General features: G+C 67.8%; 25 protein-coding genes. 6 read left to right on the forward strand and 19 right to left on the reverse strand.

Annotated elements, in window-relative coordinates:
• Window positions 1-51 precede the first annotated feature (51 nt).
• The 7 genes from MRB58_RS08385 to MRB58_RS08415 all read right to left on the reverse strand — a co-directional run bounded on the left by MRB58_RS08385 (window position 52) and on the right by MRB58_RS08415 (window position 8,048).
• Entirely contained in the window at window positions 52-606 is a 555-nt protein-coding gene (locus tag MRB58_RS08385; protein ID WP_244782092.1) for a hypothetical protein, read from the reverse strand.
• A 53-nt stretch (window positions 607-659) separates the two neighbouring features.
• Window positions 660-1,481, reverse strand: a complete 822-nt coding sequence (locus tag MRB58_RS08390; RefSeq protein WP_371747249.1) for a sulfatase-like hydrolase/transferase — start codon at window positions 1,479-1,481, stop codon at window positions 660-662.
• A gap of 5 nt (window positions 1,482-1,486) precedes the next feature.
• Window positions 1,487-2,626 carry a tetratricopeptide repeat protein gene (locus MRB58_RS08395; RefSeq protein WP_244781266.1) on the reverse strand — a complete coding sequence of 380 codons (1,140 nt, stop codon included), beginning with the start codon at window positions 2,624-2,626 and terminating at the stop codon, window positions 1,487-1,489.
• Between the two features lie 676 nt (window positions 2,627-3,302).
• Window positions 3,303-5,081, reverse strand: coding sequence for a TRAP transporter large permease subunit (locus tag MRB58_RS08400; RefSeq protein ID WP_244781267.1), 1,779 nt, complete (start codon window positions 5,079-5,081; stop codon window positions 3,303-3,305).
• A gap of 53 nt (window positions 5,082-5,134) precedes the next feature.
• Window positions 5,135-5,710 (reverse strand): TRAP transporter small permease subunit, encoded by a 576-nt coding sequence (locus MRB58_RS08405; RefSeq protein WP_244781268.1) that lies wholly within the window; start codon window positions 5,708-5,710, stop codon window positions 5,135-5,137.
• A 98-nt stretch (window positions 5,711-5,808) separates the two neighbouring features.
• Window positions 5,809-6,828 (reverse strand): TRAP transporter substrate-binding protein, encoded by a 1,020-nt coding sequence (locus tag MRB58_RS08410; protein ID WP_244781269.1) that lies wholly within the window; start codon window positions 6,826-6,828, stop codon window positions 5,809-5,811.
• A 209-nt stretch (window positions 6,829-7,037) separates the two neighbouring features.
• Window positions 7,038-8,048, reverse strand: a complete 1,011-nt coding sequence (locus tag MRB58_RS08415; RefSeq protein ID WP_244781270.1) for a TRAP transporter substrate-binding protein — start codon at window positions 8,046-8,048, stop codon at window positions 7,038-7,040.
• 477 nt (window positions 8,049-8,525) lie between these two features.
• Here MRB58_RS08415 and MRB58_RS08420 point away from each other — a divergent pair, with 477 nt between their 5' ends.
• Window positions 8,526-8,798 (forward strand): hypothetical protein, encoded by a 273-nt coding sequence (locus MRB58_RS08420; protein ID WP_244781271.1) that lies wholly within the window; start codon window positions 8,526-8,528, stop codon window positions 8,796-8,798.
• Between the two features lie 6 nt (window positions 8,799-8,804).
• Here the strand turns inward: MRB58_RS08420 and ruvB are convergent, their stop codons facing one another.
• From ruvB to MRB58_RS08450, 6 genes are all read right to left on the reverse strand, one after another.
• Window positions 8,805-9,824, reverse strand: coding sequence for a Holliday junction branch migration DNA helicase RuvB (gene ruvB / locus MRB58_RS08425; RefSeq protein ID WP_244781272.1), 1,020 nt, complete (start codon window positions 9,822-9,824; stop codon window positions 8,805-8,807).
• A gap of 10 nt (window positions 9,825-9,834) precedes the next feature.
• On the reverse strand, window positions 9,835-10,440 hold the full coding sequence (ruvA, locus tag MRB58_RS08430) for a Holliday junction branch migration protein RuvA (protein WP_244781273.1): 606 nt from the start codon (window positions 10,438-10,440) through the stop codon (window positions 9,835-9,837).
• Window positions 10,437-10,928 (reverse strand): crossover junction endodeoxyribonuclease RuvC, encoded by a 492-nt coding sequence (gene ruvC, locus MRB58_RS08435; RefSeq protein WP_244781274.1) that lies wholly within the window; start codon window positions 10,926-10,928, stop codon window positions 10,437-10,439. Before ruvC ends, ruvA begins: the two co-directional genes overlap by 4 nt.
• A 119-nt stretch (window positions 10,929-11,047) precedes the next feature.
• The gene (locus tag MRB58_RS08440) at window positions 11,048-11,581 is read right to left on the reverse strand and encodes a DUF6653 family protein (protein ID WP_244781275.1); all 534 of its coding nucleotides are present in this window, start codon (window positions 11,579-11,581) and stop codon (window positions 11,048-11,050) included.
• Between the two features lie 22 nt (window positions 11,582-11,603).
• Complete coding sequence (locus MRB58_RS08445) at window positions 11,604-12,353, reverse strand: YebC/PmpR family DNA-binding transcriptional regulator (protein ID WP_244781276.1); 750 nt, start codon at window positions 12,351-12,353, stop codon at window positions 11,604-11,606.
• Window positions 12,354-12,420: 67 nt separating this feature from the next.
• Window positions 12,421-12,687, reverse strand: a complete 267-nt coding sequence (locus tag MRB58_RS08450) for a hypothetical protein (RefSeq protein ID WP_244781277.1) — start codon at window positions 12,685-12,687, stop codon at window positions 12,421-12,423.
• Between the two features lie 200 nt (window positions 12,688-12,887).
• On the opposite strand from MRB58_RS08450, the gene MRB58_RS08455 reads away from it, so the two are divergent.
• Window positions 12,888-13,649 carry a LuxR family transcriptional regulator gene (locus MRB58_RS08455; protein WP_244781278.1) on the forward strand — a complete coding sequence of 254 codons (762 nt, stop codon included), beginning with the start codon at window positions 12,888-12,890 and terminating at the stop codon, window positions 13,647-13,649.
• Between the two features lie 239 nt (window positions 13,650-13,888).
• Here MRB58_RS08455 and MRB58_RS08460 read toward each other — a convergent pair whose 3' ends face one another.
• The 4 genes from MRB58_RS08460 to MRB58_RS08475 all read right to left on the reverse strand — a co-directional run bounded on the left by MRB58_RS08460 (window position 13,889) and on the right by MRB58_RS08475 (window position 17,143).
• Window positions 13,889-14,539, reverse strand: coding sequence for an acyl-homoserine-lactone synthase (locus MRB58_RS08460; RefSeq protein ID WP_244781279.1), 651 nt, complete (start codon window positions 14,537-14,539; stop codon window positions 13,889-13,891).
• Between the two features lie 191 nt (window positions 14,540-14,730).
• Entirely contained in the window at window positions 14,731-15,552 is an 822-nt protein-coding gene (locus tag MRB58_RS08465; RefSeq protein ID WP_244781280.1) for a TIGR00282 family metallophosphoesterase, read from the reverse strand.
• Window positions 15,553-15,647: 95 nt separating this feature from the next.
• Complete coding sequence (locus MRB58_RS08470; protein ID WP_244781281.1) at window positions 15,648-16,205, reverse strand: 5-formyltetrahydrofolate cyclo-ligase; 558 nt, start codon at window positions 16,203-16,205, stop codon at window positions 15,648-15,650.
• Window positions 16,202-17,143 (reverse strand): DMT family transporter, encoded by a 942-nt coding sequence (locus MRB58_RS08475; RefSeq protein WP_244781282.1) that lies wholly within the window; start codon window positions 17,141-17,143, stop codon window positions 16,202-16,204. The genes MRB58_RS08470 and MRB58_RS08475 overlap by 4 nt, the downstream gene beginning before the upstream one ends.
• Before the next feature lie 171 nt (window positions 17,144-17,314).
• Between MRB58_RS08475 and MRB58_RS08480 the strand changes: the two genes are divergently transcribed.
• Window positions 17,315-18,196: an alpha/beta hydrolase fold domain-containing protein gene (locus MRB58_RS08480; protein WP_244781283.1), complete on the forward strand. Its 882-nt coding sequence runs from the start codon at window positions 17,315-17,317 to the stop codon at window positions 18,194-18,196.
• Between the two features lie 60 nt (window positions 18,197-18,256).
• Here MRB58_RS08480 and MRB58_RS08485 read toward each other — a convergent pair whose 3' ends face one another.
• Window positions 18,257-19,240 carry a hypothetical protein gene (locus MRB58_RS08485; protein ID WP_244781284.1) on the reverse strand — a complete coding sequence of 328 codons (984 nt, stop codon included), beginning with the start codon at window positions 19,238-19,240 and terminating at the stop codon, window positions 18,257-18,259.
• A gap of 38 nt (window positions 19,241-19,278) precedes the next feature.
• Here MRB58_RS08485 and MRB58_RS08490 point away from each other — a divergent pair, with 38 nt between their 5' ends.
• Window positions 19,279-19,506, forward strand: coding sequence for a hypothetical protein (locus MRB58_RS08490; RefSeq protein ID WP_244781285.1), 228 nt, complete (start codon window positions 19,279-19,281; stop codon window positions 19,504-19,506).
• Window positions 19,507-19,702: 196 nt separating this feature from the next.
• Window positions 19,703-20,536: a mechanosensitive ion channel family protein gene (locus tag MRB58_RS08495; protein WP_244781286.1), complete on the forward strand. Its 834-nt coding sequence runs from the start codon at window positions 19,703-19,705 to the stop codon at window positions 20,534-20,536.
• A 101-nt stretch (window positions 20,537-20,637) separates the two neighbouring features.
• Here the strand turns inward: MRB58_RS08495 and MRB58_RS08500 are convergent, their stop codons facing one another.
• Window positions 20,638-21,435: a PRC-barrel domain-containing protein gene (locus tag MRB58_RS08500; protein ID WP_244781287.1), complete on the reverse strand. Its 798-nt coding sequence runs from the start codon at window positions 21,433-21,435 to the stop codon at window positions 20,638-20,640.
• Between the two features lie 311 nt (window positions 21,436-21,746).
• Between MRB58_RS08500 and MRB58_RS08505 the strand changes: the two genes are divergently transcribed.
• A complete protein-coding gene (locus MRB58_RS08505; protein WP_244781288.1) occupies window positions 21,747-23,159 on the forward strand; it encodes a glutamine synthetase family protein in 1,413 nt (470 codons plus the stop codon).
• Window position 23,160 lies beyond the last annotated feature (1 nt).

The following is a 23,160-nucleotide window of genomic DNA, read 5'->3' on the forward strand; positions in this document are numbered from 1 at the left end:
TCCCGAAGTGGCGTGAAGGTTCGCGTGTCACCCGGCCTACCTGCTGGCTCGTTATGTGTCGTTGTTCGTCGGATCGCTCCCGCCCGTGGGGGCGGCGATCTGCGGCGTCGGCGTGCCGCCGAGGAGGGCGCCGAGGCGCTCCACCTCCAGTTCGAGGCGTCGCACACGCTCTTCCAGCGCGGCTTCGCGGGCGGTGAATTCTCGCGCCCGGGCGGCGAGCGGACCGTCCCCGGCGGGGGCCGCGGCATCGCCGCCGCCCTGGTTCTGTTGCCGCGCCTCCACGAGCCGGCGCAGCAGCTCGCCGCGCTGGCCCCCGGCGCCGCCGGCCCCGCCCTGGCCGCCGCCTTCCGCCATCATGCGGCGCAGCAGCTCGCCGTTGCCGAAGGCACCGCCGGCCCCGCCGAAGCCGCCGCCGGCCGCACTGCCGCCGCCGCCGGCCGAACGCCGGCGCTGCATCATGTCGAGCAGATTGCCCGCCGCGCCGCCCTGACCGGCGCCGGGTTTCGCCCCTGCGGAACCGGCCTCGGCGCCACCGCCGGCCTCGGCGCGCTTGGCCTTCAGATTGCGAAGTCGCTCGCGGCGTTTTTCGGCGTCCGTGTCACTCATGTCTGGCCCTCAGCCCTGTCCGTCCGTTGCGTCCCGTGCCACCAACGCTGCCGTCAGGGCCTTTTGCCTTCGAGAAATGGCACTGTGAAGGCAATCTCATGCATTACAGGTCCGTGTCCGAAGTAACCGTCCTCGCCGAAGGCTTCGCCGTGGTCGCCGACGACCACGAAGAACGTGTCCTCCGGCGCCTTGTCCAAAAGCTGACCAAACAGATTGTCGACGTATTCCACACAGCGAACCTGCTGGTCATGGAGCGACTTCATCATCGCGTCGTCGAAGAATTCGTCCTCCACCTTTCCGCCACCGTCGCCCCCTTTGGCGAGCGATTTCACGGCGCCGTGCACGCCCGAGATGTGCGGCAGGTTCTCACCCGACAGCATGTACGGATAATGCGTCTCGCCCAGGTTCAGGAAATAGTAGGTCGGCGCCTCGGACGAGAACTCAATTTCCTTCACCATTCCGGCAAAATCATTGTGGTTCGACATCAACTTGTAGTCATCGAAGAACTTGTTGATGAGCGTGAACCCGTTCAGCACCGGCATGGAGACGCGCCCGACGGTGCGATAGCCATGGTCCTTCAACAGCTTCGGCAGCGACAGCTCGGGAATGAAATTCTTGAAGCCGAGGTCGGGAATATCCAACCGCTCGACCCAAGCACCGAAGTCTTCTTTGTAGACCTCCGACGCATAGACGCCCTGCGGGCTCCGATGCGGCACGAGACCCATCGTGAAGGTGTAGTGCGAGGGCGCCGTCCAAGAGGCGTAAGAAAAGCGCTTTTCCGCCTGCCCGAGGCGGTCGAAATTCGGGGTCTTCGCGCGGACGAAGCTGTCGTATCGGCAGCTGTCGAGGACCATGAAAACAAGATTACGCGGCATGTGTCTTAGGCACCCGTCGGCTGGATCGGTCTGGTTTGTCTGTTGCGCAGGACGTCGCCGAAGCGGCGCTCCGCCGGCGCCTCCCGTTGCGCCTCGATGAGGTCGCCCAGGTAGGCCTGAACCTTGTGCGCGGTCTCGTCCTCGCGCCCCGCCTCGTCGAGCATCGCCGTCAGATCGGGGTGCTTCTGGGCAAATTCCGGCACGCCGAGCACCGCGGCGCGGAACTCGTCGAGCGCCTGCACGGCCTGGCCCATCGCCAGGTAGGCGTCGCCCAATTTCTTGTGGATGAGCGCGGGCTGGCGGCTGGCGCGCAGTGCGCCGCGCAGCACTCGGATCGCCTCCTGGTGCTGCCCGAGGTCGATATGGCAGTCCGCCGCACCGAGCGCGAAGGGCTGGAAGTTGGGCTTCAGCTCTAGCGCGGCCTCGTAGGCTTCCAGCGCATCCTCGTGCTCGCCCATCGCGCGCAGCATCGCGCCGAGCGCGGCATAGGGCGCCGGCTTCGTCGGATTCTGCTCGACCGCGTCCATCAGCAGCGGCTCGGCGGCCGCGTAGTCCTCGTCGCGCACATAGAGCCGGGCCAGCGCGAAGGCGGCGGCGCCGAATTCCGGATGCGACTCCAGGATCCGCTGCAGCTCGGCCTTGGCGGCGTCGGTGTCGCCGGCCTTCTCCAGGTTGCTCGCCAGCATGAACCGTACCGCGACCTGCTGCGGATTGCGCTTCAAGGCCTCGCGCAGGCGGTTGGAGGCCTCTTCGTAGTCCCCCTCCCGTGCGAAGATCTGGCTCATGCGCACCTGCGAGGTGCCGCGCGAGGGGTCGGCCTGGCCGGACTCCTCGTAGTCCTCCAGCGCCCCGTCGATGTCGCCCATTCGCTCCCGGGCGCGGGCGCTCATCGTCAGCGCCATGGCCGAGTGCGGGTCGATCTCCAGCGCGTCCTGGAAATACTTCAGCGCGGTCTCGGGGTCGCCCTCCTGCATGTGCACCTGGCCGAGGCCGATGTAGCCGAGGGTGACCTCCGGGTGCCCCTCGACCATCGCGACGAACGTCGCGCGGGCGCTCTCGAGGTCACCCTTCTTGAGGAACTCCATCGCCTGCTGAACGTCCCGCCGGATCAGCAGCTTGGTTCGCGGGTCTATGTTCTCTTTCATCGCCTGTGCCCCTCAAAGCCACCCGCGCGGACACGCGGCCCCGCATCGAACGTCGTCGATAAGGGCACACTTGCGCCGATGGTCGACCCAGTCTTCGCCACACACCCGGACGCCGGTCTCGTCGCACTCGTCAATGGAAACTCAGCGCGCGGACAGATCAAAAGGCGCCCCCGATTCCGCCGGGAGAACAAGGCTATGCGCCAATATGAAAATATACAGCCCGGTTAAAGCAAAGGGCCAGGGCCTCGCATCGGTCATAACAAGACCTCATTTGCGATGGGCTGCCACACGACAAGATTTCAGCGGCCACGGAATTGCCCAAATTCATCAAAACGCACCCACCATCACGCAGACACTGCCATCTTCCGCCGAACCTGCGACAGGTACCGTCGACATGCGCTAATTATGGTCAATGTCTATAAAGTTGGCGGCGTAGAATCGCAACCTCCAAACACGGGCGAAGCCGCGCCAATGCCTTCACATATCGCTCCTTTTAAGGGAACGATGTCGTGATGGCCGCTCTCATGTGGCGGCGGCGATAACGGGTCTCTGCGATTCCCGTCCCATCGATAAGCTGCGCTCTATGCCGTGCCGCATCGGCGACACGCCCCGTTTACGGGGCAAACGGGGCGTGTCGGGTCTCGGGAATTCGGCGGTTCGGCGGTTCGGCGGTGGCTCAGACCAGCAGCAGCGTGATCTGCGGCACGAACAGGATCAGCAGCAACACCAGGAGCTGGAGGCCGATGAACGGCAGGAACCCCTTGAAGATGTCCGGCAGGGAGATGTGCGGCGGCGCCACGGACTTGAGGTAGAAGGCCGCCGGGCCGAACGGCGGCGACAGGAAGGAGACCTGCATGTTCACGCAGAACAGGATGCCGAACCAGATCCGGACGTCCGCCGCCGACATGCCGAGGTCGAGCTTGAGGATGATCGGCAGGAAGACCGGCATCACCAGCAGCACAATGCCGACCCAGTCCATCAGCGCGCCCAGGAAGAGGAAGATCAGCATCATGATGCCGATCACCGCCATCGGCGCCAGATCCGCCCCGGTGATGAGGTTGGCGACGTAGGCCGGGCCGCCGGCGATCGAGTAGGAGCCGGCCAGCACCGTCGCGCCGAACGTCACCATCAAGATGGTGCCGGTGGATTTGAACGTGCGCTGGAGCGACTGGTAGAACAGCTCCCACGTCAACTCGCCGCGCAGCATGATGAAGAGGATCACCGCGACGACGCCCATGCCGGCCGCCTCGGTGATCCCGGTGACGCCGCCGTAGATCGAGCCCAGCACCACGAACACCACGACCATCGGCGCGACGAGGCCCTTGCCCATCGCCCACCCCTCGGAGACGACGGCGCGGCCGAACACCACGAAGCACACGGCGACCATCAGCGCCGCGGCGACGAACAGGCCGACCCCGTCGAGCACCGGATCGTCCGTGAAGAAGCCGCTGGTGCGACCGCCCACCGTGCCCTGCGCCACGAGCAGCAGACCCGCCGCGACGGCGATGCCGGCGAACAGCGCCATCATGAACGCGAGGAAGCGGACCGGCTTCTGCCAGCCGACGAGGTCGTCGTCGCTCGGCTCGGGCAGCGGCGCCAGCGACGGGTTCAGCTGCGTGCGGATGACGATGTAGATCAGGTAGAACGAGGCGAGGATGAAGCCGGGGATGAACGCCGCGGTGAAGAGCTTCTGAATCGAGGTCTCGGTCACCAGGCCGTAGATGATCAGCACGATCGACGGCGGGATCATCGTCCCCAGCGACCCGGAGGCGCAGATGGTGCCGATGGCGAGGTTCTGGTTGTAGCCCAGACGCAGCATCTGCGGCAGCGCGATCAGCCCCAGCAGCACCACCTCGCCGCCGATGATGCCCGACATCGCGGCCATGATGATCGCCATGATCGCCGTCACCAGCGCGATGCCGCCGCGCGTGCGCGACAGCCACACGTTCAGCGAGGCGTACATGTCGCGCGCCAGCCCCGAGCGCTCCAGCAGCGAGGCCATGAAGATGAAGAGCGGCACCGAGATGATGACGTAATCGGTCATCAGCCCGTAGATGCGCTGCGAGAAGACCGAGAACGGCCCCGTCCCGAACTGGCGGAAGAGCACGTCCGGACCGAAGCGCAAATAGAGGACGACGACGCCCAGGAAGCCGGACGCGAAGCCCAGCGGCATGCCGATCGCCAAGAGCAGGACCATGCCGATCAGCAGGATGATCGAGATCGTCGCGATGTGCATGCCGGAGATCTTCGGCAGCGTGGCGTAGGCGGCCCAGATCGCGTCGCGCAGCCCCTGCGTGGAGGGCGCGGTCTCGAAGTCGAGCGGCAGGACGAAGACGAGGAGCACGACGGCCGCGGTGAAGACCACCGCCGCCAGACGGTCCCGCCCCCGCGCCGCGAGGAGGAAGAAGGCGGCGACGGCGACGAGGAGGGCGATGATCCAGGGAATGAATGGCATTGGGTCTTGCGTTTGTTGGCGCGAGGCGCGTCAGCGTCGGTCGGGGCGGCGGCTCAGTCGTGCCGGTCGGCGACGGTCTCGGTGTACGAGCCGCGCAGTTCCTGGATCACGTCGTCCTCGACGACCCCCTCGGGCACCGGGGTCTCGTTCCAGTCGGCGATCAGGTTGGCCACGGCCTGGCACATGATGAGCGCGGCGACGATGATGATCGCCGGCTTCATGGTCGCCGGGATGGGCGGATCCCAGGCGGTACCGAAGGTCTCCCAGCGGCCGTACTTCTGGACCGCCTCGTTCATGCCGCCGTGGATCACCATGGCGCCGAAGATGACGATGCAGATGGTGGAGATCACATCGAACAGGCGCTGCACGTTGCGCGGCACGCTGTCGTACAGCAGCGTAATGCGGATGTGGCCGCGCTGCTGCAGCACGTAGAGGCCGGACAGCAGGTAGATGAACCCGCCGATCCACAGGCTCATCTCGTTCACCCACAGCGTCGGCCGCTCGAAGAAGTAGCGCATCACCACTTCGTAGAACATGATCGCGACGATCACCGCGACCAGCGCCAAGCCGACGCGCGAGATCGCCAGGCTGATATAGTCGATCGGGCTTTTGGGTTTGACTTCGTACATGGCGCTCCGAGCCTCGCCTTCGCGGACACTGGGTGGCGGGCGCGGGCGCCCGCCACGATGGACCGATGACGGCGGGCGCAGCGGCCCGCCGTCGCCGATCAGTTGCCGTCGCCGATCAGACCGATCTTGGTCATGAACTCTTTCTGCGAGGCGACGATCGCCTTGGCACGCTCGGAGTCGGCATAGGCGTCCCAGGCCTTGACCGCGCCTTCGCGGAAGGCCTTGCGGTCGGCGACCGTCCACTCGTGCAGCGTCTCGCCGGCGGCCTCCAGCTCATTGGCCGTCTCGGCGATCGCGACCATGCCCGACAGCGAGTCGCGGAACGCGGTCTTCTCCCACGCCACCTCGATGATGCGCTTGATGTCGTCGGGGAAGGACTCCCACTGCTCCAGGCGCATCGCGAAGTGGTCCGCCGGCATCGAGTGGAAGCCGGGATAGGTCGCATGGTCGACGACGTCGTAGATGCCGAGCGACTTGTTGACCGAGAGGTTCGAGGCGTCCGCCCCGTCGATCACGCCCGATTCCATCGCGGTGAAGATTTCGGTGAAGTCCATCACCACCGGCGAAGCGCCGAGATTGGCGAAGATGTCGGTCTCCATGCCCGGCGGCGAGCGGAACTTCCAGCCCTTCAGGTCGTCGACCGAGGCGATGGGCTTGGAGGAGGAGAGCGACTCGGGGCCGTGGACCCACCAGCCGACGAGGAACATGTCGTACTGGGCGTAGAGCTCGCGGGCCATCTCCAGGCCGCCGGCCTCGTAGAGCCAGGCGTACATTTCCCAGGGCGTGTCGTAGCCGCCCATCGGGTCGCCGACGAACTGGAAGGCGGTGTCCTTGCCCACCTGGTAGGAGGGCTGCGTGGTGTCGCCGTCGAGGATGCCGTTGACGACCGCGTCGAACGTCTCCGGCGACTTCACGACCGCCGAGGAGAAGAACGGCTCGACCTTGATGCGCCCACCCGACATCGTCTCGATGTCGTTATAGAATTGCAGAAGATTCTGGCCGGGCAGCGAGGCCTCGGCGAACAGGCTCTGAATGCGCAGGGTATATTCCTGAGCGCTCGCGCTGACCGGCAGCGCCAGGCACGCCGACAAGGCGCCGATGGCAATGGCGTTCTTCATTCTTCCTCCCTCGGGGTCAAAGCCTCGGCGATCTTCGCGTCACCAGAGGCGGCAGCGCCGCGCGAGCCGCGCGGCGAATTGGTATCGAGCCGCACGATGCGGCGACGGCGCACGGAACCGCACGATGCGTCGACGAGGCGGCGATGGTGCGACGGGCCGCACCGCGACCCGCCCGCTCACTCTCCCGCCGTCCCGCGACGAGGCGCCGGTCAGTTCCCCAGCAGCCCGATCGTGTTCAGGAACTGCTTGTGCTGGGCGACGAGAGCCTTGGCGTTCTCGGTCGTCGCGAAGTCGTCCCAGGCCGAGACCGCCGCCTCGCGGAAGATGCGGCGATCCTCGGGCGACCAGTCGTGCAGGGTGATGCCGTTGGCCGACAACTCGTTGGCGGCGCGCTGGATGTCGACCGCGTAGGCGAGCGTGGTGCGGAAGGCGAGCTTCTGCATCGCCACCTGGATGATGCGCTGCAGATCCTCCGGCATCGCGTCCCACACGCTCTTGTTGATGGCGAGGTGGTCGGCCGGCATCGAGTGGAAGCCGGGATAGGTCGCGTGGCTGGCGATATCGTAGAGGCCGAGCGACTGGTTGGTGGAGAGGTTGGACGCGTCCGCCCCCTCGATGATGCCCGATTCCAGCGCGGTGAAGACTTCGGTGAAGTCCATCACGATGGGTGAAGAGCCGAGATTGGCGAAGATCTTCGTCTCCATCCCCGGCGGCGAGCGGAACTTCCAGTCCTTCAGCGCCTCGGGTCCGTCCAGCGGCTCGGACGAGGCCAGCGCCTCCTGGCCGGGGATCCACCAGCCGATCAGCTCCATGCCGAACTCGTTGTAGAGCTTCTGGGCCGCCTCCAGGCCGCCGCCTTCATAGAGGAAGGCGTACATCTGCCAGGGCGTGTCGTAGCCGCCCATCGGGTCGCCGACGAACTGGAACGCGGCGTCCTTGCCGGTCTGGTAGGCGCCGCCGGTCATGTCACCGTCGAGGATGCCGTTGACCGCGGCGTCGAACGTCTCGACCGACTTCACCACCGCCGACGAGAAGAACGGCTCGACCGCGATGCGGCCGCCCGACATCACCTGGATGTCGTCGAAGAACGACGCGGCCTGCTGGCCGGAAACGGACTCCGGCGACAGATGCGTCTGTATACGAAGCGTGACCTCCTGCGCAGAAACGCCGGCCACGGAGATGGTCGCCAGCGCGGCGCCAGCGAGCAACGTGCGGATCATCATTCCCCCCAAAAACAAATTCGCGCTTGTGCGTCGTTATTCGTGGGCACCGTGGGCGCCTTGAGAAACTTTAGCCGACCCGCGTCGCCCCAGCAACAACTACCTTATTGTAGAATATTAGTTCCTGAAGCGTCAGACGATCGAAGTGTGATGTTCATCAAATGGGCATGCCGCAAGATGACCCATCTTCAGGTCACCGGGCGGGCAGCTCCCGTTCGTTCGGTGCGATCCTCCTCGCAACTGGCCCCCGACCTCGCGTCGGGGGCCTTTTTTTGGGCCGCGCGCCGCCGGCCGCTGCACCGCGCACCGGACGCATCCTGCCGCACCGGCCACCGCCGAAAGTGTGATGCACGTCAAATCGGACGCGGCCGCGCGGGACCATCTGAAGGAGGCCGGCGAGGCGCTTGCGAGCCGGTGCGATCTCCTCGACACTGATCCCGGCCTTCGTGCCGGGACCTTTTCCCTGGGTCTGGTCCGATGACTGCCACCGCAGCACTTCCCCAAGTCGCCCCGCCTCCCGCGATCGACATCCGCGCCTTCCAGACCGCCGAGATCACCCTTGGGACCGACACCACCTTCATCTTCAGCACGCCCGATGGTCGCGCGGTGACGATGGTCGGCCGCGGCTTCCGCTTCGGTCCGGGGCGGCGCCTGATCGCCGGCACCGTGCGCGCGCTCTTCGTCTCGGACGGGATCACCCACGCGCCGATCGCCACCCACGACGGGCTCGCCATCGTCATCGTCGAATAAGACGGCTCAGCCGAAGAGGCCTCCCTGATCCGGCCCGCGCGGCGGCTCCATGCCGAGGTGGGCGAAGGCCTTCGCCGTCAGCAGCCGGCCGCGCGGCGTGCGCTGCAGGTAGCCCTGTTGCAGGAGGTAGGGCTCGACGATGTCCTCGATCGCGTCTCGCGGCTCGGAGAGCGCGGCCGCCATCGTCTCGATCCCCACCGGTCCGCCGTTGTAGTTCTGCGCCATCAGCATGAGGTAGCGCCGGTCCAGCGCATCGAGGCCGGCCGCGTCGACGTCGAGCCGCAGGAGGGCCGAGTCGGCGATGTCCCGGTCGATCGCCTCCGCCCCGCCGACGATCGCGAAGTCGCGCACCCGGCGCAGCAGCCGCCCGGCGATCCGCGGCGTCCCGCGCGAACGGCGGGCGATCTCGGTCGCGCCGGCGTCGGTGGTGGCGATGCCCATGAGGTGCGCGCCGCGGCGGATGATCGTGGTCAGATCCTCCACCGAATAGAATTCCAGCCGCAGCGGGATGCCGAAGCGGTCGCGCAGCGGCGTCGTCAGCAGGCCGAGCCGCGTCGTGGCGCCGACCAGCGTGAACTTGGCGAGGTCGATCTTGACCGAGCGTGCCGCGGGCCCCTCGCCGATGATGAGGTCGAGTTGAAAGTCCTCCATCGCCGGATAGAGGATCTCCTCGACATGGGGCGACAGCCGGTGGATCTCGTCGATGAAGAGGACGTCCCGCTCTTCGAGGTTGGTCAGCAGCGCCGCGAGGTCGCCCGCCTTGGCGATCACCGGCCCGGAGGTGGAGCGGAAGCCGACGCCCAGCTCCTTGGCGACGATCTGCGCCAGCGTCGTCTTGCCGAGGCCGGGCGGGCCCACCAGCAGCACGTGGTCCAGCGCCTCCGCGCGCGAGGCGGCGGCCTTGACGAACACCTCGAGGTTGGCGCGTGCCGCCGGCTGGCCGACGAAATCGCCGAGCCGCTGGGGCCGCAGCGCGCGGTCGTGGTCGCCGTCCTGCGCTTCGGGGGAGAGCGGGCTCTCGCTCATGACGCCGCCCTCATGCGGACAGCGCCTTCAACCCGGCGCGGATCAGCTCGGCCGCACCCGCCTCGGGCCGCGCCTTGCGGGCGGTCAGCACCGCCCCGCGCGCGGACATCGCGTCGTAGCCGAGGTTGGTGAGGGCCGAGACGGCGTCGGCGATGGCGTCGTCCTCGGCAGGCGCGGCGTCGGCCATGCCGGAGACACCGCCGACGGTGAAGGCCGGTGCCGGGGCCTTGGCTTTCAGCTCGGTCGCGATCCGCTCGGCCACGCGCTTGCCGACGCCCGGCGCCCGCGCGATCGCGGTGCGGTCGTTGGTGGCGATCGCCACCGCCAGCTGCTCGGCCGGCAGGACCGAGAGAACCGCCAACGCCACCTTCGCCCCCACGCCCTGCACGCTCTGCAACAGGCGGAACCAATCACGCGAGGCATGGTCGCGAAAGCCGTAGAGGCGGATGAGATCCTCACGCACCACCGTTTCGACGACCAGCGTGACCGCGGTGCCGGGTGTCACCGCGGCGAGGTCGCGCGCGGGCACGAACACCTCGTAGCCGACGCCGTGAACGTCGACGATCAGCGCGTCGCGATCGATCTCGGCGACGGTGCCGACGAGCCGGCCGATCATGCGGCGACCCGCGTCCGTGCCGAGCGATGGCTGGCGTGGCAGATGGCGACGGCGAGGGCATCGGCGGCGTGCTCGGTGCGCGGGGTCGCCTTGGGGAGAAGGATGCCGATCATGTGCCGGATCTGCCGCTTGTCCGCGTGGCCGGCGCCGACGACGGTCTTCTTGACGAGATTGGGGGCATATTCGGCCACCGAGATGCCCCGCACCGCCGGCGCCAGCAGCGCAATGCCGCGCGCCTGGCCGAGCTTCAGCGTCGCCGCTCCATCGCGCGAGACGAAGGTGGATTCCACCGCGGCCTCTTCGGGGCCGATCTCGGCCACCACCGTTTGCAGGCCGGCATAGAGCGTCGCCAGGCGGTCGCACAATGCGGCCTTGGGGTCGGAGGTGATGGTGCCGGAGGCGACGAACATCAGCTGCGAGCCCTTCACTCGGATGGCGCCCCACCCGGTCGCCTGCAAGCCCGGATCGATGCCGAGAATGGTGATCATGCCGTCCCCTCGCGTGCCCGTGAGCGGCAGCGCCCGCGGCGCGCGCCGTGCCGGCGGGGCGCAGATCGGCGCGCCGCTCGTCGGAGCGGGAACGATATCAGCTCAAAGTGAACCGTCCGTCACCCATCCCGGCCGCATCCGCCCGATCGGTCCCCCGCTGATCCGTTCGTCGGGGGCGTCGCGCGGGTCTCGTCGTAGAGCCAGGCCATGCGGTCGACGAACCACAGCTTGGCGCCGGCGGCGAGGATCGTGCCGGCGAGCGCCGCCCAGACGTCGAGCACGACGAGGCCGTAGGCGAGGATCGCCACCCCCAGCAGCGATCCGGCCGAGAGAAGCAGCGGCACGCGGCGGTGGTGCGGCGGGATCGGCACGGCGGCCCGCGCCAGCCAGACCCGCTCGCCCATCACGCCGCGCGAGGCCCAGGAGTCCAGCCTCGCCGGCGGCGGAAAAGCGCGCGGGTTGAGGAAGGTCCACACGACCAGCAGGCCGACCGGCAGCAGCGCCCAGGCGCCGATCCACACGCGGCTGTAGACCGCCAGGGCCATCGCCGGGAGGATCGGGACGCGGGTCCATACGCTCCAGGGACTGGCGTGGCGGGCCCAGGCGGCATCGTCCATGGCGAAGAGCCGCTCGATCGCGCGTCCGCCGCGCACGGCCGCCCGCTCCCGGGCCGCCTCAGGCCGCGGCCAGCTTCTCCATCACCTCGTCGGACATCTCGTAGTTGGCGAACACCTTCTGCACGTCGTCGTCGTCCTCCAGGACGTCGATCAGCTTCATCAGGGTCGCACCCTTGTCTTCGTCGACCGGGGTGGTGTTCTGCGGGCGCCAGATGATCGACACCGACTGCGGGTCGCCCAGCCGCTCGGTCAGCGCGCCGGAGACCTCGGCCAGATCCTCGAACGCGCAGGTGACGACGTGGCCCTCCTCGTCGGACACCACGTCCTCGGCGCCGGCCTCGATGGCGGCCTCCATCATGGCGTCGGCGTCGCCGGCCTCGGGGCCGTAGACGATCTCGCCCACGCGGTCGAACATGAACGCGACCGAGCCGGTCTCGCCCAGCGCCCCGCCGTGCTTGGAGAAGGCCGAACGGATCACCCCCGCGGTGCGGTTGCGATTGTCGGTCAGCGCCTCGACGAGGACGGCGACGCCGCCGGGGCCGTAGCCCTCGTATCGGACCTCGTCGTAGTTGGCGTCCTCGTCGCCGGCGGCCTTCTTGATCGCGCGCTCGATGACGTCCTTCGGCACGGACTGCGCCTTCGCGGCCTGGACCGCGAGGCGCAGACGCGGATTCATCTCCGGATCCGGCGTGCCCATCTTCGCCGCGACCGTGATCTCGCGCGAGAGCTTGGAAAACAGTTTCGACCGCTTGGCGTCCTGCGCGCCCTTGCGATGCATGATGTTCTTGAACTTGGAATGGCCGGCCATCGTCGTCCCCTCAACTCACGGGGGTATTTAGCCGCATTGCGGACCGAACGTAAGGCCGGGCCAAACGTCAATGAACCGCGATGGACTCGGTGTCGGCGATTTCGGCGCCGACGATGGAGCGATAGACACGCATCCAGAACCGCGTCTCGTCGAGGCGGTCGTCGAGCAGTCGGTCGCATGCTATGGCAACCGCGACCATTCCGGCGCTGACACCATGGATCGCCTCCATCATGTACCGCGCATCGGAAATGGCCACATCGTCACAGCCACGATTGCTACTGAAAAAATTGCGTGCCATCGCGAGGCACTTGTCGTCGAGCAACGCTGAAGGCATGGAGCCCACCTTTGGGACGTCGTTTCACCTATCAGTTTTCTAAATTTTGTGGCGAACATTGGGTATATCCCCAAATTGGGGAGGGGGGCGGTGCGGCGCCGGAGGTCGATTGGCCACTTGCGCAGCACAGCCGATGTTTGAGATGAACAACCGCTGAAGCGAGCGGTGGGGGCCGATCCATGGGTCGCCGAGGCCATCAGATGAACGATCACGGGACCGCGTCCGGCCGCGCCGACCTGTCGCCGCCCTCATCCCAGGGAAGCATCGTGGACGTCGTCACCGCTGCACGAAGCATGAACCGCGCTGTCCGGGCGATCCGGGACTTCTACCCGCTCGTGCGCCACGTGACCTACGTCGCCGCGCGCTACGGCACCGAGCCGCATCGCGACCCCTACGTGCGCACGACCTATCCGCCAAGCTGGCTGGTGCGCTACCTCTTCAAGCAATATTGGCGGATCGATCCGGTCGGGCGCGAGGGCTTCCACCGCTCCATCCCGTTCAACTGGCACGACCTCGATGACGGCACCCCCGAGGTGCAGGCCTTCTTCGCCGACGCGCGCAAGCACGGGCTGGGCCGCACCGGCCTGTTGATCCCGCTCACCAACAAGAGCAACCAGCGCGGCATCCTCTCGCTCAACACCGACGAGGACGACGACGAGTGGGAGGACTTCACCGACGAGGAGCTGCCGGCGCTGCTCGAGGTGGGCCACGTCCTCCACGTGCGCGCGACGCGGGAGATCTTCGGCGAGGCGGCGCCGACGCGGCTCAGCCCGCGCGAGAAGGAGATGCTGCACTGGATCAGCCTGGGCAAGGAAGTGCCCGACATCGCGCTGATCACCGGCCTCTCCGAGCACACGGTGCGCACCTACCTGAAGTCGGCGCGACTGAAGCTCGACGCGTCGACCATGGCCCAGGCGGTCGTCAAGGCCGAGCGGATGGGCCTCCTCAACGAAAACCCCTGACCGCCCCCGCCCCGACCAGCTCCGGGGCGGACGGGCTCGAGACGGACGAGCTCGAGAGGGACGAGCTCGGGGGGACGGACTCGGGGGCGCCGCTCCGGCGCCCGTCCCCGTCCCGCCCCTGCTCGCGTGCGGCCGGCGGCGCCGACCGCGGGTGGGCCGGCCGTGGCCGACCCCGGACCGCCGCGCGCCGTCCGCCGCGCCGCCGCGGCCGCTTCACGTCAGCGCGCGGCCGGCTCGCGTCACGCCGCCTCCCGCATCGTGCGGGCGGCGAGCTTGGGGGCCCGCTGCAGCACGCGCTCGTGGTGGCCGAGCTGGTCGCGCACCGCCTGCAGCGCATCGCGGCCGGACTCGGTCAACCCGAGCATCACCGGTGTGCTGAAGGCTTCGGTGCGACCCACGATGTCGATCCGTGCGCCGGCGCGCCGCCAGATCCGCAGGCGAACGTCGTCGAAGTTGGAGAGGAAGGTCTCGACACCGTTGCGCGCGCCGAACTCCATGCCGGCGAGCAGCATCATCCGCAGCACCTCCAGCACGCGGCGGTTGGGATAGTGCTTCTTCATCAACTCGTCATCGACGCACAGCCGCGTGATTTCCCACACGAAGGGCGATTGAAATGCAACCGCATCGGGAACGGTGGCCGAGAACACGTCTGTGAGCAACGTGGGGCCGGATGTGGGCATCAATCGTGCGGCTGCGTAGACATATTGCGCATCCGGGTCGGTATGAAACAGATAAATAGGGTTAAGATCGTCATACTGATCCCGCTCGAGCCCCCCCTCTGCTTCCACCCACTTCAGCTGCTCGCAGAACACACGATGCCGAAGATTGAACATTTGATCCAGAAGATGACCGAACTCTGCGAATTGACGCGACTCGATAGCGAAGTACATAGCATTCTCCATCAGCGGTATTGCCGATAGATAAAATGCTTATTGATTGGGTCGGTTTAGGTAAACGCTAATTAATATATGCAAGCACACGTATAGATGGCGGCCCGACCGACCCCTGCGAGTGGAATGCCACTTTATGCGCGCGTCGTTGCCGCACTATTGCGCAAAATCTTAGTCGTTTTGTGGCAGTCTCAGCCCCACGCGGTGGGGCCGGCCTCGTCTAGCTCGCCGCCGATGCGGATCGGAACGATCCAGCGGGCCAGGCCCGTCTTGTCGTCGGTTTCCACCGCGACGCCGCAGATCGTCGCGGGGCCGGTCGCCGGAGTGATGCGCTGGCCCGGCACCCGCTCGATCATGCGCCGGACGGGCTCCTCCTTGTCCATGCCGATGACGCCGTCATAAGCACCGCACATGCCAAGGTCGGTGATGAAGGCGGTGCCGCCGGGCAAGACGCGGTGATCGGCCGTCGGGCAGTGGGTGTGGGTGCCGACCACCAGCGACACGCGCCCGTCCAGCATGTGGCCGAACACCTGCTTCTCGCTCGTCGCCTCGGCGTGCACGTCGACGATCGCGGCGTCCACCTCCGAGCCCAGCGCATGCACCTCGAGCGCGGCCTCCAGCGGACGGATCGGGTCGTCGAGCGGATCCATGAAGATGCGGCCCATGACGTTGGCGACGAGGACGCGCGCGCCGTTGCGGGCGGTGAACATCGCCGCGCCGTGGCCGGGCGTTCCGGGGGGAAAGTTGATCGGCCGCAGCATGCGCGGCTGCCGCTCGATGAAGACCAGCGCCTCGCGCTGGTCCCACACGTGATTGCCGGTGGTGATCGCGTCGGCGCCCGCGTCCAAGAGGTCCTGGGCGATCTCCTCGGAGATGCCGAAGCCGCCTGCGGCATTCTCGCCGTTCACCACTACGAAGTCGAGCGACCAGCGCTCCACCAGGCGCGGCAGATGGGTCGTCACCGCCTGCCGGCCGGCCCGGCCGACGACGTCCCCCAGCACGACGATCCTCATCGAAGGCCTCGCCGCGTCGGATAATCGCAGATGTGTGTCATGTCAGGCGTCCTGCGGCGCGGTCCCGGCAAGGTCAACTCCAAATTCGGTGCACCTCAGGCGATCCGGATGAACTCCCGCTCGGTGAGGATGGCGTCGAGCCGCGCGTCGTGCGCCTCAAGCGGCAGCTCGGGCATCTCCTGCGCAGCAAACGCGATGCCGACGGTGCGCCGGCCGGGATGCGCCGCGAGATAGCGGTCGTAGTGGCCCTTGCCGTAGCCGAGCCGCCCGCCCGCCCGCGTGAAAGCCAGCAGCGGCACCAGCAGGACGTCCGGCACCACCTCCTCGCCGCCGCTGGGCTCGGTGAGGCCGAAGCCGCCGCGCTCCAGGCTGTCGCCCGCACCCATCACGAGGAACCACATACGGTCCGCGCGCACCTTGGGCAGCGCGATCCGCGCGCGCGGCGCCAACGCCTCCATCAGAGGCCGCGGATCGATCTCGTCGCGGATCGGCAGATAGCCGGAGACGACGGGGCCGGCCGGCAACTCGGCCGCGCGGGCCGCGATGGCCGCGGCCGACCCGGCGACCGTGCGGGCCGCCTCGCGCCGCCGCCGCATCGCCTCGGTGCGCAGGCGCGCCTTGACCTCGGCCGCGGTGTCGCCCACCCCCGTCATGGCCGCAGGGGCGCGCCGACTTTGCGCTCGTCGCGTTGCAGGCCGAGCCGCCGCTCGCGCAGGATGACGAAAATGCCCGAGGCCACGACGATCGTCCCGCCGATGAGCACGTAGACGCTCGGCACCTCGTCGAAGATGAAGTAGCCGAACAGCACCACCCAGATCATCGACGTATACTCGAACGGGGCGATCAGCGACGCCTCGGCGTGCTGGTAGGCCTGGGTGAGCAGCAGCTGCCCCACCCCGCCCGACACGCCGATGACGACGAGGCCGAGGAGGTCGTACCAGGTCGGCATGATCCAGGTCGGCATGGTCAGGAGCGTCATCACCGTGCCGGCGAGGAGGAAATAGAGGACGATCGTGCTCGTCGCCTCCGTGCGGGCGAGCTGACGCACGAAGACCGAGGCGAGCGCCATGAAGACCGCCGCGGCCAGCGCCAGCGCCGCGCCCAGGGCCGCCGTGTCGTTGGCGATGTCGAACCCGGCGCGGATCTGCGGGACGAGGATGACGACCACGCCCAGGAAGCCGATGCCGACGGCGGACCAGCGGTAGATGCGCACCGTCTCGCCCAGCAGGAAGGCGGCGAGCATCACCATCATCAGCGGCGCGACGTAGACGATCGCGGTCGCCTCCGGCAGCGACAGGTGCTCCAGCGCGGCGAACCACAGCCCCATCGCGAACATTCCCGCGGCCGCGCGCTTGACGTGGCCGACGACCGACTTTGTCTCCAACGCATCGTGCAGATGGCCGGTCCAGACGATGACGATGAGCACCGGGATGAGGCCGAAGAAGTTGCGCGCGAACAGCATCTGGCCGACGGGTACACGCTCGCCCACCAGCTTGACCATGGTCAGCATGACCGAGAAAATCACGACGGAGAGGACTTTCCACGTCACTCCGATGGCGGGATTGGAGGTCGTGGTCGCACGAACGGTCATGCGTCTTCTTCGTCCCCGCCGCGGCGATTTGCAAGAGCACCCGCCGGCGCCGGACGCACAATTTGATCGAAATCGTCTGACATTTCCGGGGCCCGGCATCGCCCCGCCCGATGCGGCGAACGGAACACCGGCGAGACCCCGCTCGTTGGCCCTTGCGAAAAGGGGAACATCATGCAGGAACGGCCCAGCACCCTCGATGCGGTGCGCGCCAGGATCGGCGCCATTCCCGTCACCGGCACGCCGGAGGAGCGACGCGCGGCGTTCGCGCGGCTCGCCGGGCCGCAGCCGCGCCCGGAGTCCATTCGCCTCGGAGGGATCGAGGCGCTCGCGGTCGGCGACGGGCCGACGCTCGTCTGGTTCCACGGCGGCGGCCTCGTCTTCGGCTCGCCCGAGACCCATGCGATGATGGCCGTGGCGCTCGCCGCGACCGGCATTCGCGTAGTCATGCCGCGCTACCGCCTTGCGCCCGAAGCGCGCTGGCCGGCGATGCTGGACGATGCGGCCGAGGCCGCCGTGGCGGCGCGCCGCGCGTGCGGACCGATCGTGCTCGGCGGGGTCAGCGCCGGCGGTCATCTCGCCATCACGCTCGCACGGCGGCAGCCGGGGCTGGCCGAGGGCCTGGCGCTGCTCTCGCCCAACACCGACCGCACCGGCGCCGGCCCCACCCGCACCGCCATCGCCGGCGACGCGATGTGCGACGACGCGGTGGACCGTGCCCTGGCCGACATCGCGCTCGGCCCCGAGGACCGGCACGACCCGGACGTGTCGCCGGTCTTTGCCGATCTTGGCGCGCTGCCGCCCACGCACGTGGAGGTCGGCGGGGCGGAGATCCTGCTGGGCGACAGCCTCGCCTTCGCCCAGAAAGCGGCGATCGACGGCGCGCGCGTCGCCCTGCAACTGACGCCCGGCCTCTTCCACATGGCGGCCCTGTGGCCCGACGCCTCGGACGAGGCGCGCGCGCAGCTCGGACGTCTCGGCGCCTTTACCCGCAACACGCTGACCGGCGCTCAGGCGGCGGCGCGCGCCGCTCGCCTCGAACCCGACCCGGCATGAAAAAGGCCGGGGCGACATGCGCCCCGGCCCGATTTCGTCGTCACGCGGCCGATCGCTCGCTCAGAAGCGCTCGGAGACCTGCTTGTCGAGGTCCGTGACCATCTCGTTGACCCCGTATTCCTCGGAGAGCTGCTCCACCTCGAGCATCAGCTTGGCGAGCGGGCCGCCTTGCGGGATGAACGCCTCGGCGGGCATGTCCTTCAGCTTCTGGATGAACTCCCGATAGTCGCCCTGCGCCCAGGTGTCTTCCAGCTTGTCCGGATTGCCGGCGAAGAGGAGTGCCTTGGAGCACATCGCCGGGACGGTCTTGGTCTCGCCGAGGCCGAACCAGGAGAGGTCGTAAGGTGCCTTGCGGTTGAGGTAATAGTCCGACGACCCCTTGGCGACCGCCGGGGACAGGATGCCCATCACGCTCATGCCCGCGTCGTAGGCCGCGTTGACCATGCCGTCCGTCGGGTTCGGATAGGCGTAGAAGACGCCGACCGCGCCGCGCTTGGACTGCACCGCCTTGAAGATCGCCTCCTGACCCGAGGCATATTCGAAGTTCGGCGTCACCCCCTCCAGCGACGGCTCCGTCTCGAAGAGCCTGCGGATGAACGCCTCGGAGCCCGACCCCTCGGGCACGACGAAGGTGACGCGCTGCGCGTTCGTCATGACCGACTTCCAGTTCGGCAGGCGCCCCTCCTTGGTGAAGGCCATCGCGCACTCGCCGGGGAGGTCGCTGCGGACGATCTGCGTGTCGCCGCCGGAGACCGCGTCGTAGGTGAGCCCGCCCTGGCCGATGCCGAAGCAGATGTTTTGCGTTTCCGCGGCGCAGGCGTTGGCGTTGGCGACCGCGCCGCCGGACGGCACGCGGCGGACCTCGTAGCCGAACGGGCGCGCGAGCTCCTTGAGCTGCTCCTCGACCGCCTGGCCCATCCCGTTGTGGTAGGTGGAGCCTTCGCCCGTCGGCGCGCCTCCGGTGTAGATGACTATCTCGGTCGTCTGCGCCGCGGCGGCCGTCGTCATCGCGAGCACGGCGGCGAGGGCAAGCAGTCTCTTCATCCTTGGGTCCCTTTCTTATCGGGGTGCGCTGTCGCGCCATGAGAGATAAGGTCGCCGACGCGACGAAACAAAGGCAGACGAACCAAGGCATTGAAATCGTGAATGACTCCAATGACCGCGACGCCCGCCTCGCCGCCGCCTTGCGGTCCAACCTGAAACGCCGGAAATCGCAGGCGAAAACCCGCCGGGACGACGCTCCGGCGACGCCCGAAACACCGGCGAACACTGGGAAAATTCCCCCGCCTGCGCGCGACGACGAGAGCTGAGCCCGGCCCGCCGCGTGCCCCCGGCGGGCGGCGCGGCGCGCCTCGCCAGTGCCGCTCGAGGGACGCCGCCGCTACACATCGATGCACGAAGATGTGTGCCGCCGGGAGCGACCGCGCGACGAACGGGCCGGCGGGCTTTGAAAAACCGGGCGCATCCGTCCTCTAATGCGGGAGGCGCACAACGGAGGGCACCCGCATGGACCAGACCGAACGCTTCCTCGACCCCATCCTCACATGGCTCGCCGTCCAAGGCGTCAACTTGCTGACGGCGCTGGTCGTCCTCGTGGTCGGCTGGTGGCTGGCCGGGCGCGTCAAGGCCTGGGCCGAGCACTACATGGAGCGCTCCGACCATCTCGACCCGATCGTCGAGAGCTTCCTCGCCTCGCTGGTCTACTATGGCCTGCTGGCGGTGCTCCTGATCGTGGCGCTGAACCTCGCGGGGGTGCAGACGGCGAGCCTCGTCGCTGTGCTGGGCGCGGCGTCGCTGGCGGTGGGGCTGGCGCTGCAAGGCTCGCTCACGTCGCTGGCCGCCGGGGTGATGATCATCGTCATGCGGCCGTTCAAGATCGGCGACTACATCGAGGTGTCCGGCCAGGCGGGGACGGTGAAGTCGATCTCGTTGTTCCTGACCGAGCTTGCCACCTACGACAACATCCAGAAACTGATGCCCAACTCCGAAGTCTGGGGCGCGACGGTGACCAACTATTCCGTCTATGCGACGCGCATGCTCGATATCGCCGCCTCGATCGACTACGACGATTCCATCGACACCGCGCTGGCGACGCTGAAGACGCTGGCCGCAACGCACCCCGAGGTGATGGCCGAGCCGGCACCCGCCGCATTCGTCGACGCGATGGGCGAATCCTCGGTCGACCTCACCCTGCGCGTGTGGGTGGCGGCGGACGACTACTGGCCGCTGAAGCGCGAGTTGACCAAGCGCGCTAAGGAGCTGATCGAGGAGTCGGGCCTGTCGATCCCCTATCCGCACCGACAGATCGTGTCGCAGAAGGCGGCGCGTCCGGCGGCTTGACCGCCACGGCGCGTCGTCGTCACCGCACGGACGCGATGCGCCCACGAGAAAAGGGGCCGCCGGATGGCGACCCCTTCCCCCATTGGTACCGCGTCGACCGATTAGTTGGTCGGGGCGGTGCCCATCCCGGTGCCGGTGGCGGTGCCGGCACCCGCCGCAGCGGACTCGGCCTGCATCTGCACATCCTCGGCAGTCATGAACTCGGGCGCGGCTTCCAGCTCCTCGGCCGTCAGATCGGCCATGAAGTAGGTGTCGCGGTCCTCGTCCTGGGTCATCTCCAGACGGGAGAGCTCGATGGCGACGTTCTTCTCGCCGACGCCGAGGAACCCACCGACGCCGATCACGACGCCCTCGATCTTGCCGTCGGACGTGATGATCATGTCGTTCACGTCGCCGACTTCTTCGTCAGCCGCGTTGTAGACGGTCGCATCGAGCAGCGTCGAGGCGAGGTAGGTGTCCGCGGACTGTTCGAAGATCTGGCCTTCGACGGGTGTCCCCTCCTCGACCTCTGCGGTCTCGGTTTCGGTCGCCTCGTCCATGGCGTCGTCGGCGGCGTCAGCGGCCTGCTCGGCCTCGTCGGCAGCCTCGCTCGCCGCGGCAGTGGCCGCATCGGCAGCATCGTCAGCGGCCTCGGCGGTCGCATCGGTGGCGTTGTCCGCGGCCTGGGCGGTCGCGTCGGCGGCGTTGTCCGCGGCCTCGGCGGTCTTCTCGGCGGCGTTGCCGGCAGCCTCGGCGGTCGCCGACGCAGCGTTGTCCACGGCCTCACCAGCCTGCTCGGCCGGGCCGTCGCTCTTGACGACGGTCACGTTCGCATCATTGGTCTGCGCCATGACCGGGGCTGCCGAGAACAGCACCAGTGCAGACGCGGTCGCGAGCCAAAGGTTCTTCTTAGAAGACATGACTATGCCCTTCGTGGTCTGTCCAGTAATAGCGGAGCGATTATACTCTCCGCATCTATGCCCACTGGCCGCATCCGCTTCGCTTTGACATGAGCGGCACGGTCAGCTGCATCGCGGTGAGTAAATAGCTGGGCCGCAACTTCGTTCCGATTCACGCAAGACGATTTTTTGGTTTTTGTTGCGCCAGGCGGTCGCACCCCACGGCCCCCCGTGGCTGGCGTCCGCCGGCGCGCCCCCGTTGACATGGGCGGTCAGGGAGGTCTGATGGGGAGGATGCCCCGGTCGAGGGGCGAAACTCCAAGTGGCAAATCGTGGATCAGAAGTCCCCACCCTCCGTCTCCGGCCTCGAACCCTCCGAAACCCGCGCCCGCGGCGTCGCGGACCACAAGGCCGCGGTGGAATGGCTGAAGGCCCGCGGTATCCAGGACGTGGAGTGCATCGTTCCCGACCAGGCCGGCGTCGCCCGCGGCAAGCTGATGCCGACGGAGAAATTCGCCCGCTCCCCGTCGATCACGATGCCGACGTCGATCTTCGCGCAGACCATCGCGGGCGACTATCCGCCCGAGGACGGCGAGTTCGTCTATGATCCGACCGACGGCGATCTCATCTTCGACCCGGATTATTCCACGTTGGCGATCGTCCCGTGGGCCTCGGACCCCGCGGCCCAGCTGATCCACGACGCGCGCCACAAGGACGGCCGCCCGGTCGACCATGCGCCGCGGAACGTGCTGAAGCGCGTGGTCGAGCTCTATGAGCGCAAGGGCCTGCGCCCGGTCGTCGCACCCGAGATCGAGTTCTACCTCGTCAAGCCGAACACCGACCCGGACTACCCGCTGGAGCCGCCGATCGGGCGCTCGGGCCGGCCCGAGATCGGCCGACAGTCCTTCTCGATCGCCGCCGTCAACGAATTCGACGATCTGTTCGACGATATCTACGACTACGCCGAGGCGCAGGGCCTCGAGATCGACACCCTCATCCACGAAGAGGGCGCCGCGCAGATGGAGATCAACCTCCTCCACGGCGACGCGGTGGACCTCGCCGACCAGGTCTTCCTGTTCAAGCGCACGCTGCGCGAGGCGGCCTTGCGCCACAAGATGTACGCCACGTTCATGGCCAAGCCGATGTCCGGCGAGCCCGGCTCGGCGATGCACATCCATGCCTCGCTCGTCGATCACGAGAGCGGCAAGACGATCTTCTCCGACGACGAGGGCAACCCGACGAAGGAGTTCTTCTACTTCATCGCCGGGCACCAGAAGTACCTGCCGGCGGTGATGTGCATCCTGGCGCCCTACGTGAACTCCTACCGCCGGCTGGAGCGCTTTTCGGCCAGCCCCACCAACGTCTCCTGGGGCTACGACAACCGCACCGTCGGGCTGCGCGTCCCGCACGGCCCGCCCGCGGCGCGCCGGCTCGAGAACCGCATCCCCTCGTCGGACGCCAACCCCTACCTCGCCGTCGCCGCCTCGCTCGCCTGCGGCCTCCTGGGCCTGGAGGAGGGCCAGCACCCGGACGACCCGATCGACGGGTCGGCCTCCTCCCTCCCCTTCGGCCTGCCGCGCGATCTCCTCAACGCCGTCACCCTGTTCGAGGAGTGCGAGCCGCTGAGCGACATCTTCGGCAAGAGCTTCGTGTCGACCTTCCGCGCCATCAAACAGGCCGAGTACGAGACGTACATGCGCGTCATCAGTCCTTGGGAGCGCGAGTACCTGCTCCTCAACGTCTGAG

This window comes from Acuticoccus sp. I52.16.1, from assembly GCF_022865125.1.
Taxonomy (GTDB): Bacteria; Pseudomonadota; Alphaproteobacteria; order Rhizobiales; family Amorphaceae; genus Acuticoccus.

What these genes read in the sequence shown, in the direction of transcription:
- MRB58_RS08470 (WP_244781281.1), bottom strand. Translation starts at nt 16,205, where the DNA reads ATGACGGGGGTGGGCGACACCGCGGCCGAGGTCAAGGCGCGCCTGCGC.
- MRB58_RS08480 (WP_244781283.1), top strand. Translation starts at nt 17,315, where the DNA reads ATGCAGGAACGGCCCAGCACCCTCGATGCGGTGCGCGCCAGGATCGGC.
- MRB58_RS08395 (WP_244781266.1), bottom strand. Translation starts at nt 2,626, where the DNA reads ATGAAAGAGAACATAGACCCGCGAACCAAGCTGCTGATCCGGCGGGAC.
- MRB58_RS08390 (WP_371747249.1), bottom strand. Translation starts at nt 1,481, where the DNA reads ATGCCGCGTAATCTTGTTTTCATGGTCCTCGACAGCTGCCGATACGAC.
- MRB58_RS08420 (WP_244781271.1), top strand. Translation starts at nt 8,526, where the DNA reads ATGACTGCCACCGCAGCACTTCCCCAAGTCGCCCCGCCTCCCGCGATC.
- ruvC (WP_244781274.1), bottom strand. Translation starts at nt 10,928, where the DNA reads ATGATCACCATTCTCGGCATCGATCCGGGCTTGCAGGCGACCGGGTGG.
- MRB58_RS08485 (WP_244781284.1), bottom strand. Translation starts at nt 19,240, where the DNA reads ATGAAGAGACTGCTTGCCCTCGCCGCCGTGCTCGCGATGACGACGGCC.
- ruvA (WP_244781273.1), bottom strand. Translation starts at nt 10,440, where the DNA reads ATGATCGGCCGGCTCGTCGGCACCGTCGCCGAGATCGATCGCGACGCG.
- MRB58_RS08415 (WP_244781270.1), bottom strand. Translation starts at nt 8,048, where the DNA reads ATGATCCGCACGTTGCTCGCTGGCGCCGCGCTGGCGACCATCTCCGTG.
- MRB58_RS08460 (WP_244781279.1), bottom strand. Translation starts at nt 14,539, where the DNA reads ATGTACTTCGCTATCGAGTCGCGTCAATTCGCAGAGTTCGGTCATCTT.
- MRB58_RS08405 (WP_244781268.1), bottom strand. Translation starts at nt 5,710, where the DNA reads ATGTACGAAGTCAAACCCAAAAGCCCGATCGACTATATCAGCCTGGCG.
- MRB58_RS08385 (WP_244782092.1), bottom strand. Translation starts at nt 606, where the DNA reads ATGAGTGACACGGACGCCGAAAAACGCCGCGAGCGACTTCGCAATCTG.
- MRB58_RS08400 (WP_244781267.1), bottom strand. Translation starts at nt 5,081, where the DNA reads ATGCCATTCATTCCCTGGATCATCGCCCTCCTCGTCGCCGTCGCCGCC.
- MRB58_RS08410 (WP_244781269.1), bottom strand. Translation starts at nt 6,828, where the DNA reads ATGAAGAACGCCATTGCCATCGGCGCCTTGTCGGCGTGCCTGGCGCTG.
- MRB58_RS08455 (WP_244781278.1), top strand. Translation starts at nt 12,888, where the DNA reads ATGAACGATCACGGGACCGCGTCCGGCCGCGCCGACCTGTCGCCGCCC.
- MRB58_RS08475 (WP_244781282.1), bottom strand. Translation starts at nt 17,143, where the DNA reads ATGACCGTTCGTGCGACCACGACCTCCAATCCCGCCATCGGAGTGACG.
- MRB58_RS08450 (WP_244781277.1), bottom strand. Translation starts at nt 12,687, where the DNA reads ATGCCTTCAGCGTTGCTCGACGACAAGTGCCTCGCGATGGCACGCAAT.
- MRB58_RS08500 (WP_244781287.1), bottom strand. Translation starts at nt 21,435, where the DNA reads ATGTCTTCTAAGAAGAACCTTTGGCTCGCGACCGCGTCTGCACTGGTG.
- MRB58_RS08465 (WP_244781280.1), bottom strand. Translation starts at nt 15,552, where the DNA reads ATGAGGATCGTCGTGCTGGGGGACGTCGTCGGCCGGGCCGGCCGGCAG.
- MRB58_RS08445 (WP_244781276.1), bottom strand. Translation starts at nt 12,353, where the DNA reads ATGGCCGGCCATTCCAAGTTCAAGAACATCATGCATCGCAAGGGCGCG.
- ruvB (WP_244781272.1), bottom strand. Translation starts at nt 9,824, where the DNA reads ATGAGCGAGAGCCCGCTCTCCCCCGAAGCGCAGGACGGCGACCACGAC.
- MRB58_RS08495 (WP_244781286.1), top strand. Translation starts at nt 19,703, where the DNA reads ATGGACCAGACCGAACGCTTCCTCGACCCCATCCTCACATGGCTCGCC.
- MRB58_RS08490 (WP_244781285.1), top strand. Translation starts at nt 19,279, where the DNA reads ATGAGAGATAAGGTCGCCGACGCGACGAAACAAAGGCAGACGAACCAA.